A 25,753-nucleotide genomic window follows, 5' to 3' on the forward strand; every position below is an offset into this window, starting at 1 on the left:
GGTGATCGATGCCGCGCATGCTACGCGGTTTCTGGCGTGGCTTCGCGCGCAGCATGGGCCGCTTGCAGGCGCCACAACTGCCAGGCGATGGTGCCCAGGGCCGCGAGCAGCCCCATCGTGAGCACCGGCCAGCCCCCGTGCTGCCACAACCAGCCCCCCAGGTAGCCCAGCAGGCTGCCACCCACGTAATAGCTCAGCAGGTACAAGGCGGTGGCCTGGCTTTTCAGGGCGCCCGCCTCGCGGCCCACCCAGCCCGAGCACACCGCGTGCAGCGCAAAAAAGCCAAACGTCATCACCGCCAAGCCTGGCACGAACACGGGCAAGGACGGCACCAGCGCCAAACCCAGCCCCACGGCCGTCACGGCGGCCATGCGCATGGCGGCACGGTACAGGCCCCAACGCGCGGTGAGGCGACCACTGATGCCCGACGACACCACGCCGGCCAGGTAACACGCAAAGATGAGCCCCACCTGGGTGGCCGGCAGATCAAAAGGCGGGGACTGAAGGTGAAAACTGGCGTAGTTGTACGCCGCCACGAACAGGCCAGAGGCCAGACCACCACACACGAACAAGCGCGGCAGGCGCGGATGGCTCAGCAAGGCGTGCCAGGTGCGCCAGCCCACCCAGGCCGAAGCCCCAGCGGAGGCTGAGGCAGCAGGCGAGACCGACTGGGCCGGCAACACCCGCGCCACCAGGACGATGGCGATCAGGCTGAGCGCGGACACCACCACCAGCGCCACTGGCCAGCTCACCAGGTCGGCGCTGACGCCAACGCCCACCCGCCCGCACATGCCGCCCATGGCCGTGCCGGCCACGTACAAGCCCATGGCCGACGACATCTTGTGCCCCGGCACGGCATCGGCCACATAGGCCATGGCCGTGGCCGGCACAGCCCCCAGGCACAGGCCCAGCAGGGTGCGACAGACCAGCACCTGCATCCACGTCTGGCTGAACGCCGCCAGAACATTGAACACGGCCGCCAGACTCAGGGCGGCCAACATCAGGCGCCGCCGGTCCAGCGCCGGCGTGCGCACCGCACCCCAGAAGATGGTGAGCGCCAAGGCACTGGTGGACAGGGACAAGGCCAGGGCGCTGTCGGCCGCACTGATGCTGAACTGCTGCGCGAACGTGGGCAGCAGCGGCTGCGTGGCGTACAGCAAGGCGAAGGTGACGAAGCCCACCAGGAACATGGCGCCCTGGGTCTGGCCGATGGAAGACTGGCTCATGTGCCGGCATTCTTGCCTTGCCTCGTGAATACGTCCAATATATTGTCAGAGATACTTTCATATGTACTGCGTATATCCATGGAGCTTCGACACCTGCGCTACTTTCTGACGGTGGCCGACGAGGGCAGCGTCACACGGGCCGCCGAGCGCCTGCACATCAGTCAGCCCCCCTTGAGCCAGCAGATCAAAGAGCTGGAGCGCATGGTGGGCGTGACCTTGTTCGAACGCACCTCGCAGGGCATGACGCTGACCGCCGCAGGGATGGCCTTTCGCACCGAGGCACAACGCAGCCTGCAGGCGGCGCAGGACGCCCGACAGGCCGCCCTGCGCGCCGCCCAGGGGCACACCGGCACGCTGCGGGTGGGCTTCACCACCTCGGCCGCCTTCCACCCCGTCGTGACGGGCTCCTTGCAGGCCTTTCGGTCGGCCTGGCCCGAGGTGCAGGTGCTGCTGGAAGAAAGCAACACCACGCGGCTGAGTGAGGCGCTCTTGTCCGGCACCCTGGATGCCGCCTTTGTGCGCCCCGGCGGCCAGGCGCCCGGCGCACTGCGGCTGCAACCCTTCAAGGACGAGCCCATGAAAGTGGTGCTGCCCGCCAGCCACCCCCTGGCCGGGCAACGCCGCATCGCCCTGCACCGCCTGGCCAAAGAGCCATTTGTGCTGTTCCCGCGTTCGGTGGGCCCGGGCCTGCACGATGCCGTGGTGCAGGCCTGTCGAGACGCTGGCTTCGAGCCGCTGCGCGGTCCCGAAACCCTGCAGCTGTCGTCGGTGATCAACCTGGTGGCCGCCGGCATGGGGGTCTCGGTGGTGCCTGATTCGCTGACACAGATCCAGCTGCCTGGCGTGCGCTACCTGGGCATCCACGGCACGGCCCCCAAGGCCAGTCTGGCACTGGCCTGGCCGCACCACTGCAACACCCCCACCGTGCAGAATCTGGCTCAGATCGCCAACGCGCTCGGCGAACGCGCGCCCCTCAGGACCACCGCCCCATGAACCACCTGCTCACGGCCATCGAAGTGGCTGCCATGATCGCCTTCGCCCTGTCAGGCGTGTTCGAGGCCGCACGCAAACGCCTGGATGCGGTGGGCGTGTGCGTGGTGGCCGGACTGGCGGCGTTTGGCGGCGGCACCCTGCGGGACGTGCTGCTGGACCGGCGCCCCTTTTTCTGGGTAGAGAACGCGGTGTGGCTGTGGGGCTTGCTGGCGCTGTGCGCCACCGTGATGCTCTTCATGCGCACACAGCACGTGGCCCCCACCGAGCGCGCCATGCAATGGCCCGACGCGCTGGGCCTGGGCCTGTTCACGGCCAGTGGCACGCAGATCGCACTGCAGGCGGGGTCGCCCGCCCTGGTGGCGGTGCTGATGGGCGTGATCACCGCCACCTTTGGCGGTGTGCTGCGCGACATCGTGTGCAACGAGATCCCGGCCCTGCTGCGCGACCATCGGCCTTATGCCGTCTGCGCCTTCGTGGGGGCCTGGGTGGTGGTGGCCCTGCCCTGGTTGGGCGCCGAGCCCTGGCAGGCCATGCTGGCCGGGGGCCTGGTCAGCGCCTTGTTGCGCATCGCGGCGCTGTGGACGGGCTATACGCTGCCGCGATGGTCTGCTGGACCATGAACCTGGCGCGCAGCCCCATCAATCGGCTGAGAACAGATCGCTGTCGTGCGGCACCGCCCGCACCCGCACCATGCGTTGGAAAAACAGGCTGTTGGGCACGCGCAGCACCGCAGGGGCCTCGCCCTCTGTGGCGGGCTCACGCAGGGTGGTGTAGATCAGGTTGATGTCCATGACCTCGCCGCCCACGCCGGGCTTTTCTCCACCTTCCAGCAACTCGATGTGGTCTTGCAGGCGGAATGGCCGGGTGGTGAACAGCAGCATCGAACAAAAGATGTTGGACAGCACGCTCCAGGCCGCAAAAAACGCCACGGCCGCCACGGTGGCAAAGCCCGTGAACGCCGTCCACAGCACCGTGCCAGAGACGCCAAAGCGGTCCAGGATGAGCAGCACCACACTGGCGAAAATGACGAAGCCCCCGACCCGGCGAGCGCCCACCGCCAGCTCCAGCGGCAGTCGGTATTTGTCAGCCAGGCGCAGCACGAAACGGTGCAGCAAGCGGCGCACCAACAGGGCCACCAGAACGATCAGCACCACCTGCGCGCCCAGCACGATGAGGTCGAACCAGGGGTCGGCCCAGGCGGGCAGCATGGCTTTGATGCGTTGAATGGGCATGAGGGGCATCAGGTCATTCTAGTGGCCGCTTGGGCCGACAATATCGCCTGAACATGCGCTGCACACCATGAGCCGACTTCCCACCTACTTCTTGTCCCACGGCGGTGGCCCCTGGCCCTGGGTGGACGGCATGCGTGATCTGTTTGCGCGATCGGCGCAGGCGTTTTCGGCCATCCCCGGCACCTTGCCGCAGCGCCCCAAGGCCGTGCTGATGATCACCGGTCACTGGGAAGCCCCCGGCTTTGCCGTGTCCACGGGCGAGCACCCGCCCATGGACTACGACTACAGCGGTTTTCCGCCGCACACCTACGCGCTGCAATACCCGGCGCCGGGCCACCCCGCCTTGGCGGCGCGCGTGATGAGCCTGATGCAGGCGCATGGCCTGTCGTGCGTGGGCGACCCCACCCGGGGTTACGACCATGGCACCTTCGTGCCCTTGCACTTCATGTTCCCCCAGGCCGATGTGCCGGTGGTGCTGCTGTCCTTGAAGCACGGCTACGACGTGGCGTCCCACCTGAAGGCCGGCGAGGCCATCGCGCCCCTGCGCGACGAGGGCGTGCTGATCGTGGGCAGCGGGCTGACCTTCCACAACATGCGCGGCTTCGGCCAACCATCGTCCACACCCGTCGCCCAGGCCTTCGAGCACTTTCTGCACGAGGTCGTCACCATGCCTTCGGCCGCCACGCGCCACCAGGCCTTGATGAACTGGACACAAGCGCCCGGCGCCCGCCAGGCCCATCCGCGTGAAGACCACCTGCTGCCCCTGATGGTGGTGGCGGGCGCCGCCGGTGACGACCCCGGGCAGCGCGTGCTGCTGGAGCATGCGCTGGCGGTGGACATGGGCTCGTACCGATTTGGCTGAACCAGACCATGCGCTCATCCATCCACATCGTCGACGTGGACCGCGTCGAGACCTGGTCGCGCTACCGCCCTGGCCTGTGCGACCGCTGCGCCGCCAACTGCTGCACCATGCCACTGGAAGTGAAGCTGCCCGACCTGGTGCGCCTGGGCCTGGTCGACCCCTTCGAGGCCGACCATGAAGAGCCCAAGCAGATTGCCAAGCGCCTTCTGAAGATTGGGGCCATCGACCGTTTCAACATCAAGCACGGCATCTTCACGATGGCGCGCCGCGCCAGCGGTGACTGCCAGTACCTGGACGCCCGCTCACGGCGCTGCACGGTGTACGAGCGCCGCCCCGACACCTGCCGCAAGCACCCGCAGGTGGGGCCTCGGCCGGGGTATTGCCCGTATGGGGCCCGCGTCGACAAAACGACCTGAGGCGCTCCGACACCAGCCCCCCCGGACACGGGGTGAGCCGAGCGCTCACTCGCACGCCTAACGTTTCAGAATACGTCTGACATCAATCGGGTAGTACTGATCATGCATAAAAAGTTTAGGGGATGGTGGCACCGCGCGTGCTTGGCAGCACTGGCGTGCCTATTGACGGCATGCGGCGGTGGTGGGGGCGATACTCCAGACAGCGGAGACTCAACCCGGCCGTCTGCGGAGACAACAGAGACCGCACAAGGTATTTGGGTCTCTGCGGGCGCCCACGTCGAAGGTCTCACTCAACCCTCACTCATCCTGACCCTCAATGGCTCGCAGGACATTGTGGTCAACGCGGATCGCATCGCCCGCTTCCCCACATCAGTTAAGAAGGGGGAACGCTATTCCATTGAGGTGCGCCGCAACCCGCGATATCAAACGTGCGGAGTCACAGAGGGGGGTGAAGGCGTCGTCAGCAGCGCCGCGCCGCCCACAGCCAAGGTGGTTTGCGAAGACCTCAAGATCGATCCACTGGCATTGCCAACGCTGCCAGTCGTTTTAGGATCAATCTCTGGATTGAGCGCTTCAGGCCTGCACCTTCAATTGTTATCTAACGATGGGGAAGTGCTGGAAACCAGCATCGTACCGTCTACGGCCAAGTCATTCGCGTTTGAACGCGCGCCCACCGTCTCTGCTGGTGGCAGCGTCAACGGCTACGTGGTTGTTGGTCAACAACCTGTCGGGCAAGCCTGTGAAGTGCTCGGCCATGTTGGAGACCTTCCGGAGACCACATTACAGGTGGTTTGCCACCGGGTGAGTACCGCGGCAGGATTCAACCTGGAAACCACCAGCATCGCCGTGACCGTGGAAGAGGGAGAGGAACCAGCCCCTCAAATCGTATGGGGAAGTGTGGTGGGTGCCAATGCACCGGTCACGTTCTACGTCGAGCACAACGACGCTGCCGTCGCGTGGGCTGGCGCCCGCCAAGCCCGCACAACCACCAGCGGTTTTATTTGGTTCGGCCTTAAAGCCGCAAACTACAACCGCTCCCCGAGCCCTGGCACGTACAAAGACACCATCAAGGTCTATGCGTGCTACGACACCTCTTGCAAGAGTCAGGTACCTGGCAGTCCCAAGCAAATTCAGGTCGAGTACACCATTCGTCGCGAAACGCCACCAACACCGCTTTCGGTCTCTCAGCGCGCGGTGGCCTTCACTCAAGCCCCCGGACACAGTCGTCTTTCGCACAACATAAGCGTGACCCCGCCGTCAGGCTCTGATGGCGATTGGATCGCAGAAACGGACGCCCATTGGTTGAACGTCTTCACGGACACAGCGAATGGCGTGCTGTCACTGAACGCCTCGCCCGCGGGGCTGTCAACCGGCATGCACTACGCAACGGTCACGCTGAGCTCGCCGGGGCATCCGGACAATGTTTCTGTGCCCGTCAAGGTCGGGCTCTTCGTCTCGACAGCAACCCCTGCCAGCGAACTGGCCTCCGGCACAGGTGCCAGCAAGACGTCACCTTATTACATGCAACGAGTGGCCGATCCGCTCAGGCCATGGTTGTACGTCCCGAAGGACAAACAGGTGCTGGCAGTGAACGTGTACTCAGGCCAGACAGAACGCACACTGACCTTTGACAACCCAGTCTGGCAGGTACTGCCGTCGGACGATGGGCAGCGGCTTTACGTCTATGACTCGCAATACACTACCCACGTGTTCGATGGCGAGCGCTTGGAGTTGATCAACCGCTACAAATGCAATCGACTCGATGCCAGCAACAGCACTGGCGAATATGACGGTTTCCCGCTCATGCTCCAGGTTCGTGTTGAAAACACCGCTTACTTGGTGCAGTCCAACTGCCATGGCACCATGTTCCTGGAACCGGATACGGGTCGTCTGGCAGGCATGATGAATGGCCTGATGGGTATCGATCGATACGCCGTCAGCCGCGCCGGAGACGTCGGCTACCATCTGTTGAGCAGGTGGTCAGGCATTCGGATCGGGCACAGACTGGCTTTCAGAAAAACCGCCAGCGGCGAGGTCTATGTGCTCACAGCCTCTGACTACATCCAGTGGCCGTCAACTCAAGGACTGTCTGATCTGGCCGTTGTGCTGTCGGGCGATGAACTGTGCGGCGCTTCCACCGGCAGCACAATCATCACGTGCGTTGACGGCCTAAGCCTCAAATACACTATCCCGCACTTCTCCATCGAGCCCGACGCCCTTGTCTATGACGTCGAAGCCAGTGATGCTGATGTCATATACGGTGCCATATATTGGGGCAACTCCGGAATGGCGAAGATCAAGCGTCTGGACAGACGCGCCACGGCGCCTGCATGGACCGACGTCGCCACCGTCATGGCGGGACCTTACGTCAAACCGGGCGAAATGCGACTATCGAGCGACGGCTTGAGGCTGGTCTTTGATCAGTTGATGCTCTCAACCCCTTAACCTATCGACCACTCAATCCAGCCAACTCAATCGCCCATGCGCCGCCTCATTGAGGCGCTGCTGCAAGCCTGAGGCAAGGGGCTCATCCACCTCGAAGTCAAAGCTCACGGCCTCGCCATGGCGCACCTCGGTCAAGGTGGCCCCGGCCAGTTGCAGCTCTCGCCGCACCAGGCCCTCCAGCGCATACGGGGCCTCGCACACCAGCGCCCGTCGGCGCACGATGGGCACCTTCTCGGCCTGCAGCAGGGCCTGGGCCACGGTGTCGGTGTAGGCGCGCACCAGACCGCCCGCGCCCAAGGGCGTGCCCCCGTAGTAACGCACCACCGTGGCCAGCACGCCTTCCAGGTCTTGCCGGCGCAGCACTTCCAGCATGGGGCGCCCGGCGGTGCCGCTGGGTTCGCCATCGTCCACGGCCGCCGATTGCCCACCCGCCAGCAAGGCCCAGCACACATGCGTGGCGGTGGGGTGTTCGGCCCACAGCGCCGCCACGATGGCCTGGGCCGCCGCGCGGTCGGGCACGGCCTGCACACAGCCAATGAAGCGGCTTTTCTTGATGACCAGTTCGCTGTGAACCGCCGCGCTCAAGGTGAGGGGCATGGTCGCCCTCAGGCCCGCACACGCGCCACCCGGGTGGCGTTGCGGCCAGCGGCCTTGGCCGCGTACAGCGCGTCATCGGCGCGGGCCAGCAGGCGGTTCAGGTCCAGGCCGTGGGTGCGGGCATCGGCCAGGCCGATGCTCACCGTCAGTTGCACCGGCGGGATGTTGTCACCCACCTCCACCCACTGGCTGCCCACGGCTTCACGCAGCCGATCGGCAAACCGCTCGGCGTCTTCGGGCTCGCAGTAGCTCAGCAGGGCCACGAACTCTTCACCGCCCAGGCGGGCCACCACATCACCCTGGCGCATGCTGTTGCGCAGCGTCTGGCCAATGGCCACCAGGGCATGGTCGCCACCGGCATGGCCCACGCTGTCGTTGACGCGCTTGAAGTGGTCCACATCGATGAGCATGACCACCACGTTGAACTCGTGGCGACGGGCGCGTGCCAGTTCGGCCTCGGCCACCTCGAAAAACGAGCGGCGGTTGGGCAAGCCCGTGAGGAAGTCGGTGGACGACTGGGCGCGCAGGCTGTCGATCAGCTGATCGCGTTCTTTTTCCAGCGCGTCGCGCGACTGGGTGGCCACCCGCAGTGTCTGGATGCCGACCACGATCTGCCCCAACTCTTCCGACGAGGGCCCCGCCGGCAGAGGGTGGCTCAGGTCACCCCGACCGAGGGCGTGCAAGGCCTGGGCCGCCTGGGACAGCGGGTTGACGAAACGGCGGTAGGCCATGTGCAGCATCCACAGCAGCAACACCAGGCCCACGGCGGTCATGGCGCCCACCATCACCATCGTGCGCAGCGACTGGGCCTGGGCCGCAGCGCTGCGGGCATCGGCTTCTGTGAGCTGCACATCGCGCAGGGCGACGATGGCGTCCATGGGCGGAACATAACGCGCGGCAAACTGGCCGGCATCCACCGGATACAGGCCATGGCTGTGGCCGGCGTCCAGCACCTCGCGCAACAAGGCGCCGGCCTGCCCGAAGTAGTCCTGGTCCATGCGGGCATGGGCTTGAAGAACGCCGGGCGAATGCTCGCCCAGACTCATGCGCACGTGCAAGAGGTCGTGCAGCTGGGCGATGCGGCCCTTGACCTGCTGGATGCCCGTCAGTTCATCGGGCAGAAAGGGGCTTTGACGGGTGAGCGCCGGGGTGAACAGCGAGCCCAGCAGGCCGGCGTATTCACGCAGCTCGGCCGCCAGCCGCGCCCCCAGCACGCTGGGCGCCAGCATGGGATCAGCCTGCTGGGCCATGTCGGCAAACAGCATGACCGAGGGCGTGAGCATGGGCACCAGTTGCACCATGCCTTGCACGGCGGCGCGGATCTCGCCTGGCTCGCGCAGCGCGCGGGGCTTGGCGGCCAGGGCATCGACCCGGGTGCGGGCCTGGGTCAAGGCCAGCCGAAAGGCCGCCACCTGCTGACGCGCCCGGTACGACGAGCCCGTCACGGCGGTGTCTCGCAGCACGGCGTTGAGCTGCGAATAGGCCACGTCGGTGCGCAGGCGCGCGATGTGCAGGCTCTCGCGCTGGGCGGCCGTGCCGCGGGCCTCATCGGCCCCCAGCATGGCGTTGGCGGGCCCACGCTCTCGCGACACCATCTCAGAGGCCAGCAAGGCCAGCCGCAGGCGGGACACGGCCTGCTGGGCCTGTTCTGCGCGATCGAACTGCCGCCATTCAAGCAGCATGAGGCGCGACACCACCACCAGGATGGCCAGCACCAGGCAGATGGCGATGAGTCGAAACCACCCCCGCAATGTGAGTGAGCGCTTGTCTTGAGGCATGTGTTGTGAACACCGGTGGCCGCGCACGGGGGCGGGTGCGCTAACCTTCGGGCTCTGATTCTCTCATCTGAAAATCCCGGAGTCGACCATGTTCGCCCCTCGCTTGCGCCTGATCACCCTGTTGTGTGCCACCCTGATTGCGGGGTGCGGCACCCCCATGGTCAACCCGGTGACCGGCGAAACCGAGCGCACCGTGATGGACGAAGCGGCCGAGGTGAAGGCCGGCCAAGAGGCCCACCAGCAGGTGCTGCAAGAGTACGGGCGCTACGACAACGCCGCGCTGCAGAACTATGTGAACGGCATCGGCCAGAAGCTGGCGGCGCAATCGCACCGCGCGCACCTGCGCTGGACGTTCACGGTGCTGGACAGCCCCGAGATCAATGCCTTTGCCCTGCCAGGGGGCTATGTGTACGTGACGCGGGGCATCATGGCCTACATGGACAGCGAGGCCGAGCTGGCCGGGGTGCTGGGCCACGAGATCGGCCACGTGACGGCCCGCCACGGGGCGCAGCGCGCCACGCGCCAGCAGACGGCGGGTCTGGGCGTGCTGGCGGCCACCGTGCTGGGCGCGGTGCTGGAGGGCCAGGGCGTGCGGGGCGCCACCGACCTGGCCAGCCAGGTGTCGCAAACCGCGGCGGCGGGCTTCATCGCCTCGTACAGCCGCGACCAGGAGTTGCAGGCCGATCAACTGGGTGCCGAGTACCTGGCACGCACCCAGTATGACCCCCGCAACATGGTGGACGTGATCGCCTTGCTGAAAAACCAGGAACGCTTTGCCGCCGAACTGGCGCGGGCCGAAGGGCGCCAGCCGCCCAGTGGCCCAAGCTGGCTGGCCTCGCACCCCAGCAACGATCAGCGGCTGGCCCACATCCTGTCGGTGGCCGATGTTTACAAGGGACAGTACACCGACGACGGCCGCACCCGTTACCTCAATGCGATCAATGGCATGCGCTTTGGCGACAGCCCGGCGCAAGGGCTGGTGCGCGGACAGGCGTTTTTACACCCCGAGCTGGACGTGGCACTGACCGCCCCGGCGGGGTGGAAGGTGATCAATGGCAGCGACGCCGTCACCCTGGTGAACGCCGCCGGCGATGCAGGGCTGGTGATGCAGCTGGCGCCCGCGCAGGCCGGCAGCGACCACAGCGCCGTGATTCGCCAGATGCTGCAGCCGGTCAGCGGACAGACCAGCACCCGCACGCTCAATGGCCTGAAGGCCACGCACTTCAACGGTGTGGTGCGCACGGCGCAAGGGGCCCAGTCGGCGGCCCGCGCGACCGTGGTCAGCGGCCCCGGTGGTCGCACCTACCTGTTGCGCTACGTGGCGCGCAACGCGCAGGCCTTGCAAGGCGCGCTGGCCCAGGTGCAGGCCGCAGAGGGCAGCTTCAGGGCCATGACGGCGGCCGACCGCCGCGCAGCCCAACCCTGGAGCGTGCGCACGGTGGCATTTCCCAAGGGCGGGTTTGCCGAACTGGCACGGCAATCACCCCTGAGCCCCCAGGCCGAGGCCCATCTGCGGCTCATCAACAGCCTGTATGGCGCCAACCGGCAGCCTGCCGTGGGGCAGGTGGTGAAGACGGTGCGCTGAGCCGGCCCGCACGGGCGGGCACCGCCTCAGTGCGGCCCCTCAGTGCAAGGCCGCCTGCCGGGGCTCCCAGTCCATCAAGGCACTGGCGCCTTCCACCAGCTTCCACAGGTGGGGCGGCATCTGGAGGATGCGTTCTGGCGTTCGGGCATCACGCACCCACGCGCCGATTTCGGCGTGCTGGTCGGGCGTGAGCAACTGGAGCACAAGCATCTCGTCGAGCAGCTTCATGGCAACCTCCTCTCGCCAGTGTCTGATCCGAATGGATCAAAACCGTGGATTCACTATCGCACAAGCGGCCCCTTGGCGTCTGCCAAACAATGCGGCCATGACGCCACAAAACCTTGAATGAGGGGGTGGTCCATCCCTAAGCTTTGGCATGGGCAGCGCGGGCGCGGGCGTGAATACTGCACGCCACATGTTCATGCAAAGGAGTTCGCCATGCTGCCCACGTCCCTGCCTTCCCTCACCTTGACGGTCGCCGTGGCGCTGGCCGGCGTGGCCAGCCCGTGGGGGCCCAGCGCTCAGGCCGCGCAAGCCTACAGCGAAACCTGGAACGACGGCAGCCTGGCCGGCTGGAGCGCGGGCACCACCTCCAGCGCCGTGAGCAACCCGGGCGACTACCTCGAAGTGAGTCGCCTGGACACGCAGTTTGGCACCTCGGCGCTGACCACCCTGCCGGCCGCCACGGGCGACTTCAGTGGCAGCGCCTGGACGGTGTCGGTGGACCTGAGTCGCCTGCTGACGCCCGAAGAACGCTTGCTGGAGGCCATCTTTGGCGCCAAGACCCAGGATGCCTGGCTGCGTCTGCGCTACAGCAGCCCGGGCTTCAATGGTTGGCGTTACCAGCTGAGCGACAAGCTGGACACCGACTGGACCACCTACACCGTCACCTTCGATGCCGACTGGACAGACACCGAAGCCCTGGCCAACGGCTGGGTGACCGACCTGGCCGATGGCGCAGGCAGCGTGTCATGGGCGCAGACCCTGCAAGACGTTTATCAGACCAGCGTGCGGTTCGAGCTGGGCAACACTCAGCGCATCGGCGTGGACAACTTCGTGCTGACACCCGTGCCCGAACCCAGCACCTGGGCGCTGGCCCTCACGGGACTGACGGGGCTGATCTGGCGCGCACGGCGCCGTGCCACAGCCACCACCCCCAAGCCGGCCAGCAGCAGGGCCCAGGCCTGAGGCTCGGGCACCGGGGTGGTGATGGTCACGCGGTAAGCCAGGAACATGGTGTCGATGTCCACGGCATCGGCATAAGCTTCGCCCGCGTGAAAGCCATCGGTGGTGGCGAAGTCGTTGTCGTTGGCCACGAACAGGAAGTAGTCGTCCGGGTGGTCCGGGTCCTGCGCAGACAGCAGCGCCAGGCCCTCCCACTTTTCTGACAGGTTGCGCAGGCCCGGCAGGTTGCCATTGCTCAGACCGAAGCGCGCCAGTTCGGCCGCGTCGTTGATGTCCAGCCAGGCCTGGTATTGCACTGGCGTGATCCCGTCCTTGAGCACGCCACCCGGGGCGATGATGGCCTCGTCGGCCGAGCCCAGGATGTTGGTGGCGCCATCGAGGTCGATCACGTCCACCCGGCGCAGCAGCGACTGCTCGGTGCCCACGGCAAAGCCATTGCTGTCACGGGGCAGGATGAGCAGCTCGGTGTCGGACACCGCCAGGATCTCGCTTTGCGCGGCCACGCGGGTGCCGCTGCCTTGCTGGAAGGACGGCAACTGCACCACGTACTCACCGGTGATCTGCACGTCGTCCAGGTTGCTGATGTCGTAGGTGAAGAGCCGCGTGTGGTCGCGCGTGGCGCTGGAGCCGCCCGTGCCGCCGTCCTGGCGGGCGGCGCTTTGCAGCGCGACGAACAAAGTCTGGCCATCGGGCGACAGAGACAGCCCCTCAAAGCCCTGGTTGTTCTGGCGGCCAAAGCTCGGGTTGCCCGGTGTGGGTGCCAACTGACCAGGCCCGGGGTTGTTGGAGCTGTAGTCGCTCACCCCATTGCGGATGGGACGCACCGAGCTGGCCACAGGCAAGGCGCCCATGAACTGGCCTGCCGCCGAGAATCGGTAAATGGACGGCCCGTATTCATCGCTGACCAGGCGCGAGCCATCGCGCAGGATGACCACGCCTTCGGCGTCCAGCGACAGCTTGCCGTTGCTGGCCTGGGGCAACTCGGGCCAGGCACTGGTGGCCGGGCGTGCACCGCCCGCAGCCACGCCACCGGGCACCGGGTCCAGCCCGCTGAACAGGCGTTGCCCCCCATCCGGCAGGCTTTCATACAAGCGGGTGGCCTGGGTCAGGGTCAGCTGGATCTGGCCAATCCCATGGCCTGCGCTGCCGGTCGACACCGGGGTGAACTGCACGGCCAGCTCGTTCAGGCGCGGTGCGTAGTCGATGGTGCCGGCGATGTTGTAGCCGCGATCGGGCGACACGAGGAAGGTGCCGCTGTAGCTGTTGCCCACGCGCTGCCAGGTGCTGGCGTCGGCAAAGAGGCCCGAGACCGAACCAAAGGTTTCACCGTGCTCGTCGCGCAGGTTGGCCGGCAAGGTGCCCACACCCACGAGCCCCTGAACAGTGAAGCTGCGGCCTGAGGCCTGGATGGTTTGCGCCGATGCGGGCCAGGCCAGGCAGGCCAGGACGGCGGCCCCCAGCAAGGGGCGCCAGTGACGGAGGGTGGACGTGCGGGTCATGACAGGAGCTCCAAAAAACGATCGCCACGCCCAAAGCCTGGTCGGTGGCTCAGGCGACAGCGTGATGGCCCCATGTGTCAACGCTGTGTCGGTGCCATGTCATGCCGGTGTCAGACCCTGGTCATTGACAGGGATTGGACAAGCAGCCTCGCCTGAAGGCCTGCATCGAAATGGTGCGTCTAAGCCGTGTTTATGGGGCATCAAGGTGAACAAACCCGTGTCGATACTGCGTCAGGCGTCACGAACCCGGGCCGGCCAGGCCATGCGAGCAGGTCGTGCGCGCTGTCACTTCACCTGAGGAGTTTTTCATGCTCGCAAGAATGTCGATTGCCAACCGGCTGTACCTGGGCTTTGGCCTGCTGATCGTGCTGATGGTGGCCGTGACCACCGTGGCCACCCGGCAGGTGTCCTCCATCCGGCATGCCCTGACAGAAAACAGCCAGATCAATGTGCCAATCCAGCGCTACGCGATCAACTTTCGGGGCTCGGCCCACGACCGCTCCATCGCCATCCGCGACGAGGTGCTGGCCCAGAATGCGGCCGATCGCCAGCGCGAGGCCGAGCGCATCAACGAGTTGGCCAGCTTCTACGCCAAGTCGGCCACGCCGCTGGAGGCCTTGATCGAGGCCCCGGATGCCGACCCGGCCCTCAAGGCGCTCTACGCCGACATTCAGGACATTGAGCAACGCACGGTGAGCACCACCCAGGCCATTCAGCGCCTGCTGGAAGAAGGTCGTGCCGATGAAGCGCAGGCACGCCTGTGGCAAGACGCCAAACCACAGTACGAGGCGTGGCTGGCGGCCATCAACCGACTCATCGACCACCAGGAGGCGCAAATCCAGGCGCAGGGCCAGCTGGCGCTGCAACAGGCCTCCAGCTTCCTGATGGTGATGCTGGGCACCGTGGCCCTGGCGCTGCTGGTCAGCGGCCCCACCGCCTGGCGCATCAGCCGCAGTGTGCTCAACCAGCTGGGCGCCGAACCTGCCCAACTGGAGGCCGTGACGATGCGCATGGCGCAAGGCGATTTGCAGCCCATCGCCGAAGCGCGGCACGCCCGCCAGGGCAGTGTGCTGGCCTCGCTGGGGGCCATGCAGCAAGACCTGTCCCGACTGGTGGGGCAAGTGCGCGCGGCCGCCGGCAACGTGGCCGAGGGCACCACGCAGATCGCCTCGGGCAACACGGACCTGAGCCGCCGCACCGAGGCCCAGGCCAGCAGCCTGCAGCAAACCGCCAGTGCCACACAGCAATTGGCCCAGGCGGTGGAGACCAACGCAGAAACCGCCACCCAGGCCAATCTGGTGGCCGGCAAGGCCTCGCAAGCGGCCACCAAGGGCGGGATGGTGGTCAGCGATGTGGTGCAAACCATGCGCGACATTCATGAATCGTCGCGCAAGATCGCCGACATCATTGGCGTGATCGATGGCATCGCGTTTCAGACCAACATCCTGGCCTTGAACGCCGCCGTGGAAGCCGCCCGTGCCGGTGAGCAGGGCCGCGGCTTTGCGGTGGTGGCTTCAGAGGTGCGAGGGCTGGCGCAACGCTCGGCCAACGCCGCGCGCGAGATCAAGGACCTCATCCACAACAGCCTGAGCAAGGTGGAAAACGGCTCCACCCTGGTGGAGAACGCCGGCCAGGCGATGGACGAGATCGTCACCCAGGTGCAGCAGGTGACGACGCTCATCACCCGCATCACCAACGCCTCGGTGGAGCAACAGTCGGGCATCTCGCAGGTGGGGCAGGCGCTGCAGGTGCTGAACCAGACCACCCAGCAAAACGCCGACCTGGTGCAGCAAAGCGCCAGTGCCTCGGGGCACCTTCAGAGCCAGGCCAGCGAACTGGCCAACACCGTCAAGGTGTTCAAGTTGGGTTGAGCCGCGCCCCCAGGCGCCACAGCGAGGTCAGCTCCCGCGAGCGCGCCGCGTGCAGCGGGTCGTCGCGGTCTTGCGCCTTGCCATGGCGTGGTCGGGTGTCCAGCCGTCCCAGCACCTGCAGGCCGGCCTGCTCGATCCACTGCTGCAACTGCCCCGGCGGCCGCAGGCCCAGGTGCTCGGCCAGGTCCGACAAGATGAGCCAGGCCTCGCCGCCGGGCAGCAGGCGCGCCGCCACGCCATTCAGAAAGCCACGCAGCATGCGGTGATCGGGGTCGTAGATTGCCTGCTCGACCGCGCTGCTGGGCTTGCCAGGCAGCCACGGCGGGTTGCACACGATCAGGGCCGAGCACCCCTCGTCGGCCGGAGGAAACAGGTCGCATGCTGTCAGGCGCACGCGCTCACGCAGGCCCAGGCGGCGCAGGTTGTCGTCGGCGCAGGCCAGGGCGCGAGGCGCCAGCTCGGTGGCCACCACCTGCGGCACGCCCCGGCGCAGCAGCACGGCGGCCAGCACGCCCGTGCCGGTGCCAATGTCCCAGGCGGCCGCCTCGGGGCCCGCCAGGTCGAGGGCCGCAGGCACAGGGGCCTGGGCCACCAGGTCAAGGTACTCACCCCGCACCGGCGAAAACACGCCATGGTGGGGGTGGATGTGTGCGCCGCCCAACGCGGCCACAGGCACGCCTTTCTTGCGCCACTCGTGCGCTCCCACCACCCCTTGCAACTCGCGCAAGGGCACCACCGCCGGGCCCTGTGCGGGCCCATAAGCCTCGGTGCAAGCCAGGCGCACATCGGGCGCGCGGCGCAGCAGGATGCCGTGGTCCGCCTCCAGCGGGATCAACACCCGCGACAAGATGCGCGCACGCTCGGCCTGCGCCTTGCGGTGCAGGTGAAAGACCTGGGTGATGTCGGCGTGGCCATCGGCAGCCCCGACTGCGGGCGCGGGCTTGCGCTGCGGACGCTTGTCCATGCGTTTGTCCATCCGGCGCCCCAGGGCCTGCAGCAACTGCCTGGCATTCTGATAGTCGCCCTGCCACAGCAAGCCCGTGCCTTCGCACGCCAGCCGGTAGGCCCGGTCGGCCGAGATCGTGTCGTCGGCCAGCACCACCGTCTTGGGGGGCGGGGCACCGGTTTCGCTGAGCCAGCGCAGACTGCAGGGCTGGCCGTCCAGCGTCACGTGCACACAGGGGGCGTCAAGGTCATTCATGCAGCGGCATGGTAGCGGCGAATGGCAGCGTTCACCGGCAATCTGTGCCACAGTCACTGCACGATCATCACCACCGGCCACCCTGATGAGCACGCCCACCACCCCACCCCACACGGTCACCGTCCGTGGCGCCTGCCCGCACGACTGCCCCGACACCTGCGCCCTGCTGACCACCGTGCAAGACGGCGTGGCCATCAAGGTGCAGGGCGACCCCGCCCATGCGCAAACCGGCGGTGTGCTGTGCACCAAGGTGTCGCGCTACACCGAGCGCACCTACCACCCTGATCGCGTGCTGCACCCGCTCAAGCGCGTGGGCCCCAAGGGCTCGGGGCAGTTCGTTCAAGTCAGTTGGGATGAGGCCCTGGACGACATCGCCCAGCGGCTGGCCGCCATCGCCGCACGCGACCCCGAGGCCATCCTGCCCTACAGCTACGCCGGCACCATGGGCCTGGTGCAGGGCGAAAGCATGGACCGCCGCTTCTTTCATCAACTGGGCGCCTCGCTGCTGGAGCGCACCATCTGCGCCTCGGCCGGCGGCATGGGGCTGGTGCACAGCATCGGCGCCAAGGTGGGCATGAAGGTGGAGCAGTTCGTGCACAGCCACCTCATCCTGATCTGGGGCGGCAACCCCGTGGGCAGCAGCCTGCACTTCTGGCGCTATGCGCAAGAGGCCAAGCGCCGTGGCGCGCGCCTGGTGTGCATCGACCCACGCCGCACCGAAACCGCCGAGAAGTGCCACCAGCACATCGCCCTGCGGCCCGGCACCGATGCGGCCCTGGCGCTGGCCATGATGCACGAGCTGATCACCCACGACTGGCTGGACCACGACTACATCGCCCAGCACACCACGGGCTGGCCCGCGCTGCGCGAACGCGCCCTGCAGTGGACGCCCGAGCGCGCCGCCCAGGTGTGCGGCATCGAAGCCGATGTGATCCGCGAGCTGGCCCAGGCCTGGGGCACCACGCGGCCCGCAGCCATCCGCCTGAACTACGGCATGCAGCGCACGCGTGGGGGTGGCAACGCCGTGCGGGCCGTGGCCTGCCTGCCCGCCCTCACCGGCGCCTGGCGCGAGGCCGCCGGTGGCTTGCTGATGAGCGCTTCAGGCCACTTCCCGGTGCAGCGCGATGCGCTGGGGCGCCCCGATCTGTTGGGCGAACGGCTGCCGCGCAGCATCAACATGTCCACCATCGGCGATGCGCTGCTGGGCCTGCAGCCCGACACCGCCCAGCGCCCCATCGAGGCCCTGGTGGTCTACAACAGCAACCCGCTGGCGGTGGCGCCTGAATCGGCCAAGGTGGCGCGCGGCCTGATGCGTGACGACCTGTTCACCGTGGTGCTGGAGCACTTCATGACCGACACGGCCGATCTGGCCGACTACGTGCTGCCCGCCACCACCCAACTGGAGCATTGGGATGTGCACGCCTCGTATGGCCACACCGATGTGCTGCTGAACCGCCCAGCCATCGCGCCCGTGGGCGAAGCCCGGCCCAACACCGCCATCTTCAGGGCCCTGGCGCAGCGCATGGGGCCCGCCTGGGGTTTTGACCAACCCTGCTTTGCCGATGACGACGAGGCCCTGTGCCGACAGGCCTATGGCGGGGCGATCGACTTCGAGCAGTTACTGGCCCACGGCCATGTGACCCTGCCCGTGCCGGATGCACCGTTTGCGCAAGGCGGCTTTCCGACGCCGTCGGGGCGCTTCGAGTTGTTCAGCGAGCGGCTGGCCGTGCAAGGCCTGGATGGCCTGCCCGACTTCCTGCCCAACCACGAAACGCCTCAGGCCGGCGGCCGCCATCCCCTGGCCATGATCTCGCCGCCGGCGCGCAACTTCTTGAATTCGAGCTTTGCCAACCTGAAAAGCCTGCGCGACATCGAACGCACGCCCGTGCTGGAGATCCACCCCGACGATGCGGCGCCACGCGGCATCCACGATGGCGACCCGGTGCGGGTGTTCAACGACCGGGGCGAGTACCACTGCACGGCGGTGGTGGGCCCGCGCGCACGCCCTGGCGTGGTCAATGGCCTGGGCATCTGGTGGCGCAAGGACGGCCCCAAGGGCACCAATGTGAACGAGCTCACCAGCCAGCACCTGACCGACCTGGGCCAGGCGCCCACGTTTTACGACTGTGCCGTGGAGGTGGCACGGGCCTGAGCCCACCAGCGCAGGGCGCCCTGCCCCACCCAGCGCCCATGGGCCAAGGCGGCCGTGAGCAGGTAGCCGCCCGTGGGGGCTTCCCAATCCAGCATCTCGCCAGAGCAAAACACCCCGGGCAGGGCCTGCAGCATGCCCTCAGGGGTCATGGCCTCCAGCAGCACGCCGCCGGCGGTGCTGATGGCCTCGTCCACGGGCCGGGTGGCCACCAGCGTCAACGGCAAGGCCTTGAGGGCCAGCGCCAGCCTCAGGGCGTCGTCCACCCCGTGTGGGCCCAGCACTTCGTGCAGCAACGCCAGCTTCAAGGGCGGCAAACCCAGCACGCTCTTGAGGTGCGTGGTCCAGCTGCGCGGGCCGCGGGGGCGACGCACCAGCTCCAGCACCTGCTCGGGGCGGTGGTTGGGCAAAAGATCCAGCGTCAGGGTGACGCGGCCCTCGCGTTCGATGGCGTCGCGCAGGCGGGCCGACAGGGCGTAGATCAGACTGCCTTCCACGCCCGTGTCGGTCAGCACGAACTCGCCCTGCTGGCGCAGCGCGGCGCCATGGGGCAGGCTGATGGAGGCCACCACGGGCTTCACCGGCTGCCCCGCAAAACGCTCACGCAGGAAGGGGCTCCAGCCACCGGCCACCTCGAAACCACAGTTGGAGGGCTTGAGCGGCGCCAGCCCCACCCCCCGCTGCGCCAGCACCGGCCACCAGGCGCCGTCCGAGCCCAGCCGGGCCCAGCTGGCCCCGCCCAGGGCCAGCACCACGATGTCGGCCCGACGGGTGCTGCGCCCCGCAGATGAATCGAACACCAGACCACCATCGTCTTGCCAGCCCAGCCAGCGATGACGGGTGTGCACCCGCAGGCCCGCGGCACGCAGGCGCGACAACCACGCCCGCAGCAAGGGGGCGGCCTTCATGTCGGTGGGAAACACCCGGCCCGAGGTGCCCACGAAGGTGCTGATGCCCAGGCCGTGCACCCACTCGCGCAAGGCCTCCGGACCAAACCCATCCAGCCAGGGACGCACGCGCTCGGCGCGCTCGGCATAGCGCGTCACGAAACGATCGTAGGGTTCAGCGTGGGTGAGGTTGAGCCCCCCGCGCCCCGCCAGCAGGAACTTGCGCCCCACCGAGGGCATGGCGTCGAACAGCTCGACCTGGGCGCCACCTTGCAAAAGGGTTTCGGCCGCCATCAGGCCTGCAGGCCCGCCTCCCACAATGATGACGTGGGGGGAAGAGACAGGCATGAGGGCATCGGACATGGACAAGGGGCACCAGCTGCGGCCAGACCACAGCCAAAAGGACAAGTCGCGATGGTAGCGGCGTTTGACGCCCCGCGCCACGCACACACAGGATCACCCCAGACCGGGCCCTTCCATGACTCCGGCACAATCCACCCCCATGACCGACGCGCTCACCCCCGACTCGAACGACAGCGCGAGTTTCGACAGCCACTTCCGCGACCCTGGCGAAGCCCCTGCCCACCCACTGGCCTGGGCACTGGGCCAGCGTGCGCCCTTGATTGAGGCCCTGCGGGGGCTGTTCAGCGGCCCGCAGGCCGGGGTGCAGCTGCGCCTGTGGTGCTTTCTGGAGCTGGCCAGCCAGCCACAAGGCCGCCTGTCACGCGATGACGTGAACCGGCTCTTTCACATGCTCTTGCCGGATTCGCTGGACAGCGCACTCAAGCGCCTGCGCGACCTGGACTTGCTCGTGTGGGACGCCACGGCACAGGACTACCACCTCTCTGCCCTGGCGCAGCAGGTGCACGGCCTGCTGGCCAGCCTGAGCACCCCGCCCCAAGGGGATGCCACCGACGAAATGGCCGACCTGCTGGCCCAGGTGGCCGGCGCCCAGCAACTGGGGCTGGTCAATGCCAACCAGCTCAAGCACCTGCACGCGCAGCTGGCGCGACTGCACGACGAATTCGGCGAAGCCATTGCCAGCGGCTCGGAAGCGCGCCTGCGCGCCGCCCAGCCCCGCTTTGACCGCGCCTTGCAACTGGTGGACCGCGCCGGGCAGGCGCTGACGGCCCTCATCCGCGCCGAACACGAAGACACCCGGCTGGAACGAGAGGCCCGGGCCATCGGCCAGGCCCAGGCCCGGCTGCTGGCCATGGCCAGCCAGTTCACCCGTGCCCTGCAGCAGGCCGACCGCCAGCGCCTGACCCTGGGCTCCACCGGCCTGACCACGTCAGATGTGCGCGCCTGGCTGCAAAGCCACCCCGCGCTGCACGAGCTGATGGGCGAGGCCCTGAACCTGCCGGTGCGACCGGTGCTGGTCAGCCAGCATGACCTGGTGGACGTGGCCGAGGGCGAGTTCGAGCGCGACCGCCCCAACCCGAACCAGGCCACCGGCCTGCCGCCTGCCACGCAAGCCGCCGAGGGCGCCTTGGACACCCTGAGCCTGCCCGCCGAGCTGGGTGGCCTGATCGACCAGCTGGCCCGCTGGCACACCCAGGCGCCCCAGCAAGAGCGCCCCCTGGCCGATGCCATCCTGGGCGGCCGCTTTGCCCAGGCCGCCTACCGCATGCAATTGATGCCGCTGGTGGGCGACGCCCAGGCCCAGACCCTCAAAGGCCTGACCGGCGATCTGGCCCGCGCGCCCTGGCGATGGGCGTTTGAAGCCCGCCACCAGACCACCACCGACGAGGCCGTGGCCCTGATCAGCGAAGGCGTGATCAGCCCCCGGCCTGTTGACGACACCCCTGCCCCATGAGCGCACACCTTGACGATGCGGCCCTGCTGGCCGCCGAACTGCTGGCCCGACGCTGGTTGCCCCGGCAACACCCTCGCGTGAAGCGCGCCCTGATCGATGCCGACCTGTGGGCCGCCACGCAAGAGCGCCTGGCCCAGGTGGGCCTGCGCCTGATCGACAACCTCTACGCCGACCACATCGCCGTGGCGCTGCTGCGTCCGGCCGAAGCCGCCGTGTTTGGCGAGGCCGGCCTCAACAGCCACAACAACATCGACCTGCCGCGCGATGCCGTGTCCCTGCTGGTGGTGCTGTGGGCGCTGATCATCCTGCCCAAGCGCGAACGCCAGCAAGCCCGTGCCGCGCAGGCCGAGGGCGAACTGCAAAACGACATGTTCGGCAAGGACAAGCCCGTGCCCTCGGCCGCCAGCGTCAGCCCCTTGGTGCCCTACCGGGCCCTGCTGGCCGACTTCGGGGTGCAACTGGGCAAAAAAACCCGTCTGGACACCAACCTCAAACGCCTGGAACACCACGGCTTCATCACGCGCAAAGGCGAAGACATCGCCGAAGGCCCGCTGCTGGACCTGCTGCTGGACTACGACGCCCTGGCCCCACGCATCCTGCAAGGCGCGCTGAGCGACGTGCTCACCCAGGCGCGCGAGCTGTTTGCCCACCTGCCCCAGGCCATGACCCAGCCCCCGCTGGAAGAGATCATCGAAGACGAGGCTGCGGACGAAGACAGCGCGCCTGCCTGATCACTCGCGCAGCGCGTGCAGTAGCAGGGCCATCTGGCCTTCGCTGAGTGGCGCGTCACTGCCGCTGCGCACGCAGTCCAGCAAGTGGCCATCCACCACCGAGAGCAGCAAACGGGCTCGTGAGCCGGTGTCGCGCAGGCCACAGCGTGCCAGGGCGGCTTCAGTGGCCGCCAGAAACTGGTCCCTCATCGGGCCCAGGATGGCCGACAGCTCCGGCTCTCTGGACGCCACCAGGAACAGCTCGAAACGGGCCACCAGCCGAACCCGCTTGGGCGGCGTCAGCCAATCACGCAGCCGATGCTGCAGCAATGCCAGCAAATCAGCCAAGGCCAAAGGCGTGTCGTGGCTTGGTGATGCTGCCGCATCGGCGGCCAGATCGGCCAGGTCCAGGGCCACATGGCGAGCCAGCGTCAACTTGAGCAGTTCGAGCCGGGTACGGCAATAAAACGAGGTTGATCCAGCCGGCAGGCCCGCCTGGGCGTCAACGGCACGGTGGGTGAGCGCCCTGGCGCCCTGGGTGCCCAGGATGGCCATGGCGGCATCGGCAATCAGCGTCTTGCGGTCGGGTTCCATCAGGCGCAAGCGTATCGGGTTTTGCACCACGGGTTTTCACCATCACCCTGCGTCATCTACACCTGTAGAGTTGACCTCTACTTTTGTAGAGAACTGGACACCCCATGCCTGCTTTCGACAGACTGCCTTTCGGGCCCCAGCGCTGGCTGCGCGCCCTGGCCTTGAGCATCGTGCCCCTGGCGCCGGTGGCTGTGGGCCTGAACCTGAGCACCACCAGTGAGGTTCACGCCAGCAGCGCGCCCACCATCGCCTTCACGCTGTCGGGCGTGCGGCCCGAAGCGCTGAACTGGTTGTGGGACAACCTGGACGAGGGTCTGTTCAAGCGCGCCCACGCCGACCACCGGGGCTTCCGATGGATTCAAGCGCCCACCACACCCGAGCACCTGGGTTATTCGGCCGGGGCCCGCTTCGAGGCCCGGGTGCGCTGGGAAGGTGTCGAGCACGTGCTGGACGTGGCCTACCTGCCTTACCAGTCGGTGCAAGGCCAGGTGCCCTCCGACAACTTCCTGGGCACCAAGCCTTACAGCTTCTTGGCCCTGAGTGTGCGCGTGGATGGCGGCGCCGCCGTGCAGGTGCTGGTGCACTACGAGGCCACGGGGGCTGCTTTCGAGCACTGCGCGGTGCGCATCGAAGCCCTGAACCCACATGAGGCACCCGCTGTGGCTGCAGCGGTCATCCAGGTCATCGGCCGCACCCTGCAAGGCCTGCAGCCCACCGTGATGAACGAACTGGACCAGCGCTACTTCAACCAGGTCTTTCTGCAGCGCGGCAGCTACCAGATCGGTGCGCTGAGCAAACAACTCACCAAGCGCCTGACGGTGGTGCAAGAGATCAAGGGGATCACCCCCGACATGCTGGCCTGGTGGTGGGACCACATTGGCAACACCGCGCGCTACAAGCTGTGGCAGCCCATCGACCACCTCAGCTTCAGCTGGCGCGTGCCGCCCACCCAGCCCGACATGCAGTACGACATCGGCGCGGTGCAGCGCGTGCGTGAAACCATCGGTCGCAGCGCCTGGTCGCTGGACATCACCGGGGCCGATCCGGCCCTCAGGCCGCCCCCTGTGCCCCTGACCGCTGGCGAAGGTTACTTCTACGCCCTGGCCAACCCGCCCTGGGTGGGTGGCTTGCTGCCACCCAACGGGCTGTTGCACAGCTGGCGGCCCACCCCCCGTGGTGATGGCGTGGTGCTGACTTCCACGTTCGAGAACACGGCGCTGGTGCAACTGCTGAGCCGCACCTTCTTTGACGATCTGGGCCGCCACGCCCTGCGCGAGTTCCAGATGCTGCCCTATTTTTTACCGCGCCTGTACCGACGCGAACACCTCGGAGAGTGATCACCATGAAACACACCATCAACACCCTGGCCGCCCTGGCCCTGGGCACCGCCCTGACCACCATCACCGGTGCGGCGCACGCCAGCTACTTCAAATGGGACATGGTCGAACTGCCAGCCTCCACGGGCGCCACCTGCGGCAACGGAACGCCTTACCGCTTCTTCGTCAACCGCACGCCCTTCACCAGCAAGACGATCGTGATCTTTGAAGGCGGCGGCGCCTGTTATGACAAGAACGCCTGCCTCTACAAGGACGGCTTTCTGGGCGCCATCAACCCCAATGGCGTGCCCACTGATTACATGACGCGCCTGACACCCAGCCTGCCCAACGACGCGGGTACCACCCTGGGCGTGTTCAACTCGGCCCTGTTCGGCTACATCACGCCCCTGGCGTCACGCCTGAACACCTCGCGCGTACAGACGCAGGGTTGGAACATCGTGTACGCCCCCTACTGCACCGGCGACGTCTATACCGGCAACCGCATCAAAGTCTACCCCGACCCCGAAGGCGGCGAGCCCCTGGTGTATCACCACCGCGGCAACATCAACACCGAGGCCATGGCCCGGTGGCTGGGTGCCAACATGCGCCGTCCGCAGAACCTGCTGGTCACCGGGTTCTCGGCCGGCGGTGCCGGCGCCACCGCCAATTACGCCTATGTGCGCGAACAGATGAACCCTCAGCGGTCAGCCTTGCTGGCAGACTCGGGGCCCTTGTTCAACGTGCCGCGGCAGGCCTCGCCGACCGATGCCCCCTCAGCCCCCCTGCACGCCACCATCCGCGACGCCTGGGGCCTGGACGCCGCCGATGGATTGATCGCCCGCCTGCTGGCGCGTTACCCTCAAGCCGGTGGTGACCCGGACAACCTGGGGTCCCTGAACACCGCCATCGCCCGGGTCTTTCCACAAGACCGCATCGGCTACTCGCTGACGCGCAGCGACGCCTTGTTTGCAGCCTTTGCCTACGACAACTTTCATCCGGACATCCGCGCCGGCAGCACCATCGCCGAACGCGACGCCCAGCGCTTGCGCCGCTGGCGCCAGGAGGTCGAGGCCTGGGCGACACCGCTGCGCGCAGAAAGCAACATCGGCCTGTATGTGCCATACCGCCGTGACCGGGTGCTGAAGTCGCACACCACCACGATGCTCACGTTCGACCACACCGGCATCCCAGAGGCTGGCACGCACAGCGTGACCGACTTCATCGACGACCTGATCGACGGTCAGGGGCCTGTGATGAAAGCCGAGGCCTCGCCCAGCGAGCCCGACAGTAGCTGGTGGGGCAGCCTGAGCCGCCGCCTGCAAGACAGCGTGTTTGAAGCCCTGGGACTGTGACGCCAGCAGAGTCCGGCACAATCGCCAGTTCGCCGCGAT

21 protein-coding genes and 1 pseudogene are annotated in these 25,753 nt (G+C 67.2%); 13 read left to right on the top strand and 9 right to left on the bottom strand.

Annotation, left to right across the window (positions count from 1 at the left end; all coding sequences use genetic code 11):
• Positions 1 to 20: 20 nt before the first annotated feature.
• Positions 21 to 1,226: an MFS transporter gene (locus tag WNB94_RS07205; protein WP_341389337.1), complete on the bottom strand. Its 1,206-nt coding sequence runs from the start codon at positions 1,224 to 1,226 to the stop codon at positions 21 to 23.
• A gap of 78 nt (positions 1,227 to 1,304) precedes the next feature.
• Here WNB94_RS07205 and WNB94_RS07210 point away from each other — a divergent pair, with 78 nt between their 5' ends.
• The gene (locus WNB94_RS07210; protein WP_341389339.1) at positions 1,305 to 2,219 is read left to right on the top strand and encodes a LysR family transcriptional regulator; all 915 of its coding nucleotides are present in this window, start codon (positions 1,305 to 1,307) and stop codon (positions 2,217 to 2,219) included.
• Complete coding sequence (locus tag WNB94_RS07215; protein ID WP_341389340.1) at positions 2,216 to 2,839, top strand: trimeric intracellular cation channel family protein; 624 nt, start codon at positions 2,216 to 2,218, stop codon at positions 2,837 to 2,839. The genes WNB94_RS07210 and WNB94_RS07215 overlap by 4 nt, the downstream gene beginning before the upstream one ends.
• A gap of 18 nt (positions 2,840 to 2,857) precedes the next feature.
• Here WNB94_RS07215 and WNB94_RS07220 read toward each other — a convergent pair whose 3' ends face one another.
• Positions 2,858 to 3,451: a mechanosensitive ion channel domain-containing protein gene (locus WNB94_RS07220; protein ID WP_341389341.1), complete on the bottom strand. Its 594-nt coding sequence runs from the start codon at positions 3,449 to 3,451 to the stop codon at positions 2,858 to 2,860.
• 67 nt (positions 3,452 to 3,518) lie between these two features.
• Between WNB94_RS07220 and WNB94_RS07225 the strand changes: the two genes are divergently transcribed.
• The 3 genes from WNB94_RS07225 to WNB94_RS07235 all read left to right on the top strand — a co-directional run bounded on the left by WNB94_RS07225 (position 3,519) and on the right by WNB94_RS07235 (position 7,174).
• On the top strand, positions 3,519 to 4,313 hold the full coding sequence (locus tag WNB94_RS07225; protein WP_341389342.1) for a DODA-type extradiol aromatic ring-opening family dioxygenase: 795 nt from the start codon (positions 3,519 to 3,521) through the stop codon (positions 4,311 to 4,313).
• 8 nt (positions 4,314 to 4,321) lie between these two features.
• Positions 4,322 to 4,729 carry a YkgJ family cysteine cluster protein gene (locus WNB94_RS07230; RefSeq protein WP_341389343.1) on the top strand — a complete coding sequence of 136 codons (408 nt, stop codon included), beginning with the start codon at positions 4,322 to 4,324 and terminating at the stop codon, positions 4,727 to 4,729.
• Positions 4,730 to 5,062: 333 nt separating this feature from the next.
• Positions 5,063 to 7,174: a hypothetical protein gene (locus WNB94_RS07235; protein ID WP_341389344.1), complete on the top strand. Its 2,112-nt coding sequence runs from the start codon at positions 5,063 to 5,065 to the stop codon at positions 7,172 to 7,174.
• A 12-nt stretch (positions 7,175 to 7,186) separates the two neighbouring features.
• Here the strand turns inward: WNB94_RS07235 and WNB94_RS07240 are convergent, their stop codons facing one another.
• Together WNB94_RS07240 and WNB94_RS07245 are read right to left on the bottom strand one after the other, a co-directional pair.
• Positions 7,187 to 7,771, bottom strand: coding sequence for an IMPACT family protein (locus WNB94_RS07240; protein WP_341389346.1), 585 nt, complete (start codon positions 7,769 to 7,771; stop codon positions 7,187 to 7,189).
• Between the two features lie 8 nt (positions 7,772 to 7,779).
• On the bottom strand, positions 7,780 to 9,549 hold the full coding sequence (locus tag WNB94_RS07245; protein ID WP_341389347.1) for a GGDEF domain-containing protein: 1,770 nt from the start codon (positions 9,547 to 9,549) through the stop codon (positions 7,780 to 7,782).
• A gap of 88 nt (positions 9,550 to 9,637) precedes the next feature.
• Between WNB94_RS07245 and WNB94_RS07250 the strand changes: the two genes are divergently transcribed.
• Positions 9,638 to 11,134: a M48 family metalloprotease gene (locus tag WNB94_RS07250; protein ID WP_341389348.1), complete on the top strand. Its 1,497-nt coding sequence runs from the start codon at positions 9,638 to 9,640 to the stop codon at positions 11,132 to 11,134.
• Positions 11,135 to 11,173: 39 nt separating this feature from the next.
• Here WNB94_RS07250 and WNB94_RS07255 read toward each other — a convergent pair whose 3' ends face one another.
• Positions 11,174 to 11,362 carry a hypothetical protein gene (locus tag WNB94_RS07255; RefSeq protein ID WP_341389350.1) on the bottom strand — a complete coding sequence of 63 codons (189 nt, stop codon included), beginning with the start codon at positions 11,360 to 11,362 and terminating at the stop codon, positions 11,174 to 11,176.
• A gap of 210 nt (positions 11,363 to 11,572) precedes the next feature.
• Between WNB94_RS07255 and WNB94_RS07260 the strand changes: the two genes are divergently transcribed.
• Positions 11,573 to 12,322 (top strand): PEP-CTERM sorting domain-containing protein, encoded by a 750-nt coding sequence (locus WNB94_RS07260; protein WP_341389352.1) that lies wholly within the window; start codon positions 11,573 to 11,575, stop codon positions 12,320 to 12,322.
• On the opposite strand, the pseudogene WNB94_RS07265 reads toward WNB94_RS07260, so the two are convergent.
• Positions 12,295 to 13,818 (bottom strand): annotated as a pseudogene (locus WNB94_RS07265) (esterase-like activity of phytase family protein); the annotation flags it as partial. The gene WNB94_RS07260 and the pseudogene WNB94_RS07265 sit on opposite strands and share 28 nt — an antisense overlap.
• 308 nt (positions 13,819 to 14,126) lie before the next feature.
• Here WNB94_RS07265 and WNB94_RS07270 point away from each other — a divergent pair.
• Positions 14,127 to 15,689, top strand: a complete 1,563-nt coding sequence (locus WNB94_RS07270) for a methyl-accepting chemotaxis protein (RefSeq protein ID WP_341389354.1) — start codon at positions 14,127 to 14,129, stop codon at positions 15,687 to 15,689.
• Here WNB94_RS07270 and WNB94_RS07275 read toward each other — a convergent pair.
• Positions 15,676 to 16,890: a methyltransferase gene (locus WNB94_RS07275; protein WP_341389356.1), complete on the bottom strand. Its 1,215-nt coding sequence runs from the start codon at positions 16,888 to 16,890 to the stop codon at positions 15,676 to 15,678. The genes WNB94_RS07270 and WNB94_RS07275 overlap by 14 nt on opposite strands.
• Before the next feature lie 85 nt (positions 16,891 to 16,975).
• Between WNB94_RS07275 and WNB94_RS07280 the strand changes: the two genes are divergently transcribed.
• The gene (locus WNB94_RS07280; protein WP_341389358.1) at positions 16,976 to 19,042 is read left to right on the top strand and encodes a molybdopterin-containing oxidoreductase family protein; all 2,067 of its coding nucleotides are present in this window, start codon (positions 16,976 to 16,978) and stop codon (positions 19,040 to 19,042) included.
• Here the strand turns inward: WNB94_RS07280 and WNB94_RS07285 are convergent.
• Positions 19,009 to 20,274 carry a TIGR03862 family flavoprotein gene (locus WNB94_RS07285; RefSeq protein ID WP_341389360.1) on the bottom strand — a complete coding sequence of 422 codons (1,266 nt, stop codon included), beginning with the start codon at positions 20,272 to 20,274 and terminating at the stop codon, positions 19,009 to 19,011. The two genes, WNB94_RS07280 and WNB94_RS07285, sit on opposite strands and share 34 nt — an antisense overlap.
• Positions 20,275 to 20,404: 130 nt before the next feature.
• Here WNB94_RS07285 and WNB94_RS07290 point away from each other — a divergent pair, with 130 nt between their 5' ends.
• Both WNB94_RS07290 and WNB94_RS07295 read left to right on the top strand, forming a co-directional pair.
• Positions 20,405 to 21,742 carry a hypothetical protein gene (locus WNB94_RS07290; RefSeq protein ID WP_445819031.1) on the top strand — a complete coding sequence of 446 codons (1,338 nt, stop codon included), beginning with the start codon at positions 20,405 to 20,407 and terminating at the stop codon, positions 21,740 to 21,742.
• Positions 21,739 to 22,473 carry a hypothetical protein gene (locus WNB94_RS07295; RefSeq protein WP_341389362.1) on the top strand — a complete coding sequence of 245 codons (735 nt, stop codon included), beginning with the start codon at positions 21,739 to 21,741 and terminating at the stop codon, positions 22,471 to 22,473. The genes WNB94_RS07290 and WNB94_RS07295 overlap by 4 nt, the downstream gene beginning before the upstream one ends.
• On the opposite strand, the gene WNB94_RS07300 is transcribed toward WNB94_RS07295, so the two are convergent.
• Positions 22,474 to 23,073 carry a TetR/AcrR family transcriptional regulator gene (locus WNB94_RS07300; protein WP_341389363.1) on the bottom strand — a complete coding sequence of 200 codons (600 nt, stop codon included), beginning with the start codon at positions 23,071 to 23,073 and terminating at the stop codon, positions 22,474 to 22,476.
• Between the two features lie 77 nt (positions 23,074 to 23,150).
• Between WNB94_RS07300 and WNB94_RS07305 the strand changes: the two genes are divergently transcribed.
• Complete coding sequence (locus WNB94_RS07305; protein WP_341389365.1) at positions 23,151 to 24,383, top strand: DAPG hydrolase family protein; 1,233 nt, start codon at positions 23,151 to 23,153, stop codon at positions 24,381 to 24,383.
• A 5-nt stretch (positions 24,384 to 24,388) separates the two neighbouring features.
• A complete protein-coding gene (locus tag WNB94_RS07310; RefSeq protein WP_341389366.1) occupies positions 24,389 to 25,714 on the top strand; it encodes a pectin acetylesterase-family hydrolase in 1,326 nt (441 codons plus the stop codon).
• The last annotated feature ends 39 nt before the right edge of the window (positions 25,715 to 25,753 follow it).

Source organism: Aquabacterium sp. A3 (genome assembly GCF_038069945.1).
Taxonomy (GTDB): Bacteria; Pseudomonadota; Gammaproteobacteria; order Burkholderiales; family Burkholderiaceae_C; genus Aquabacterium.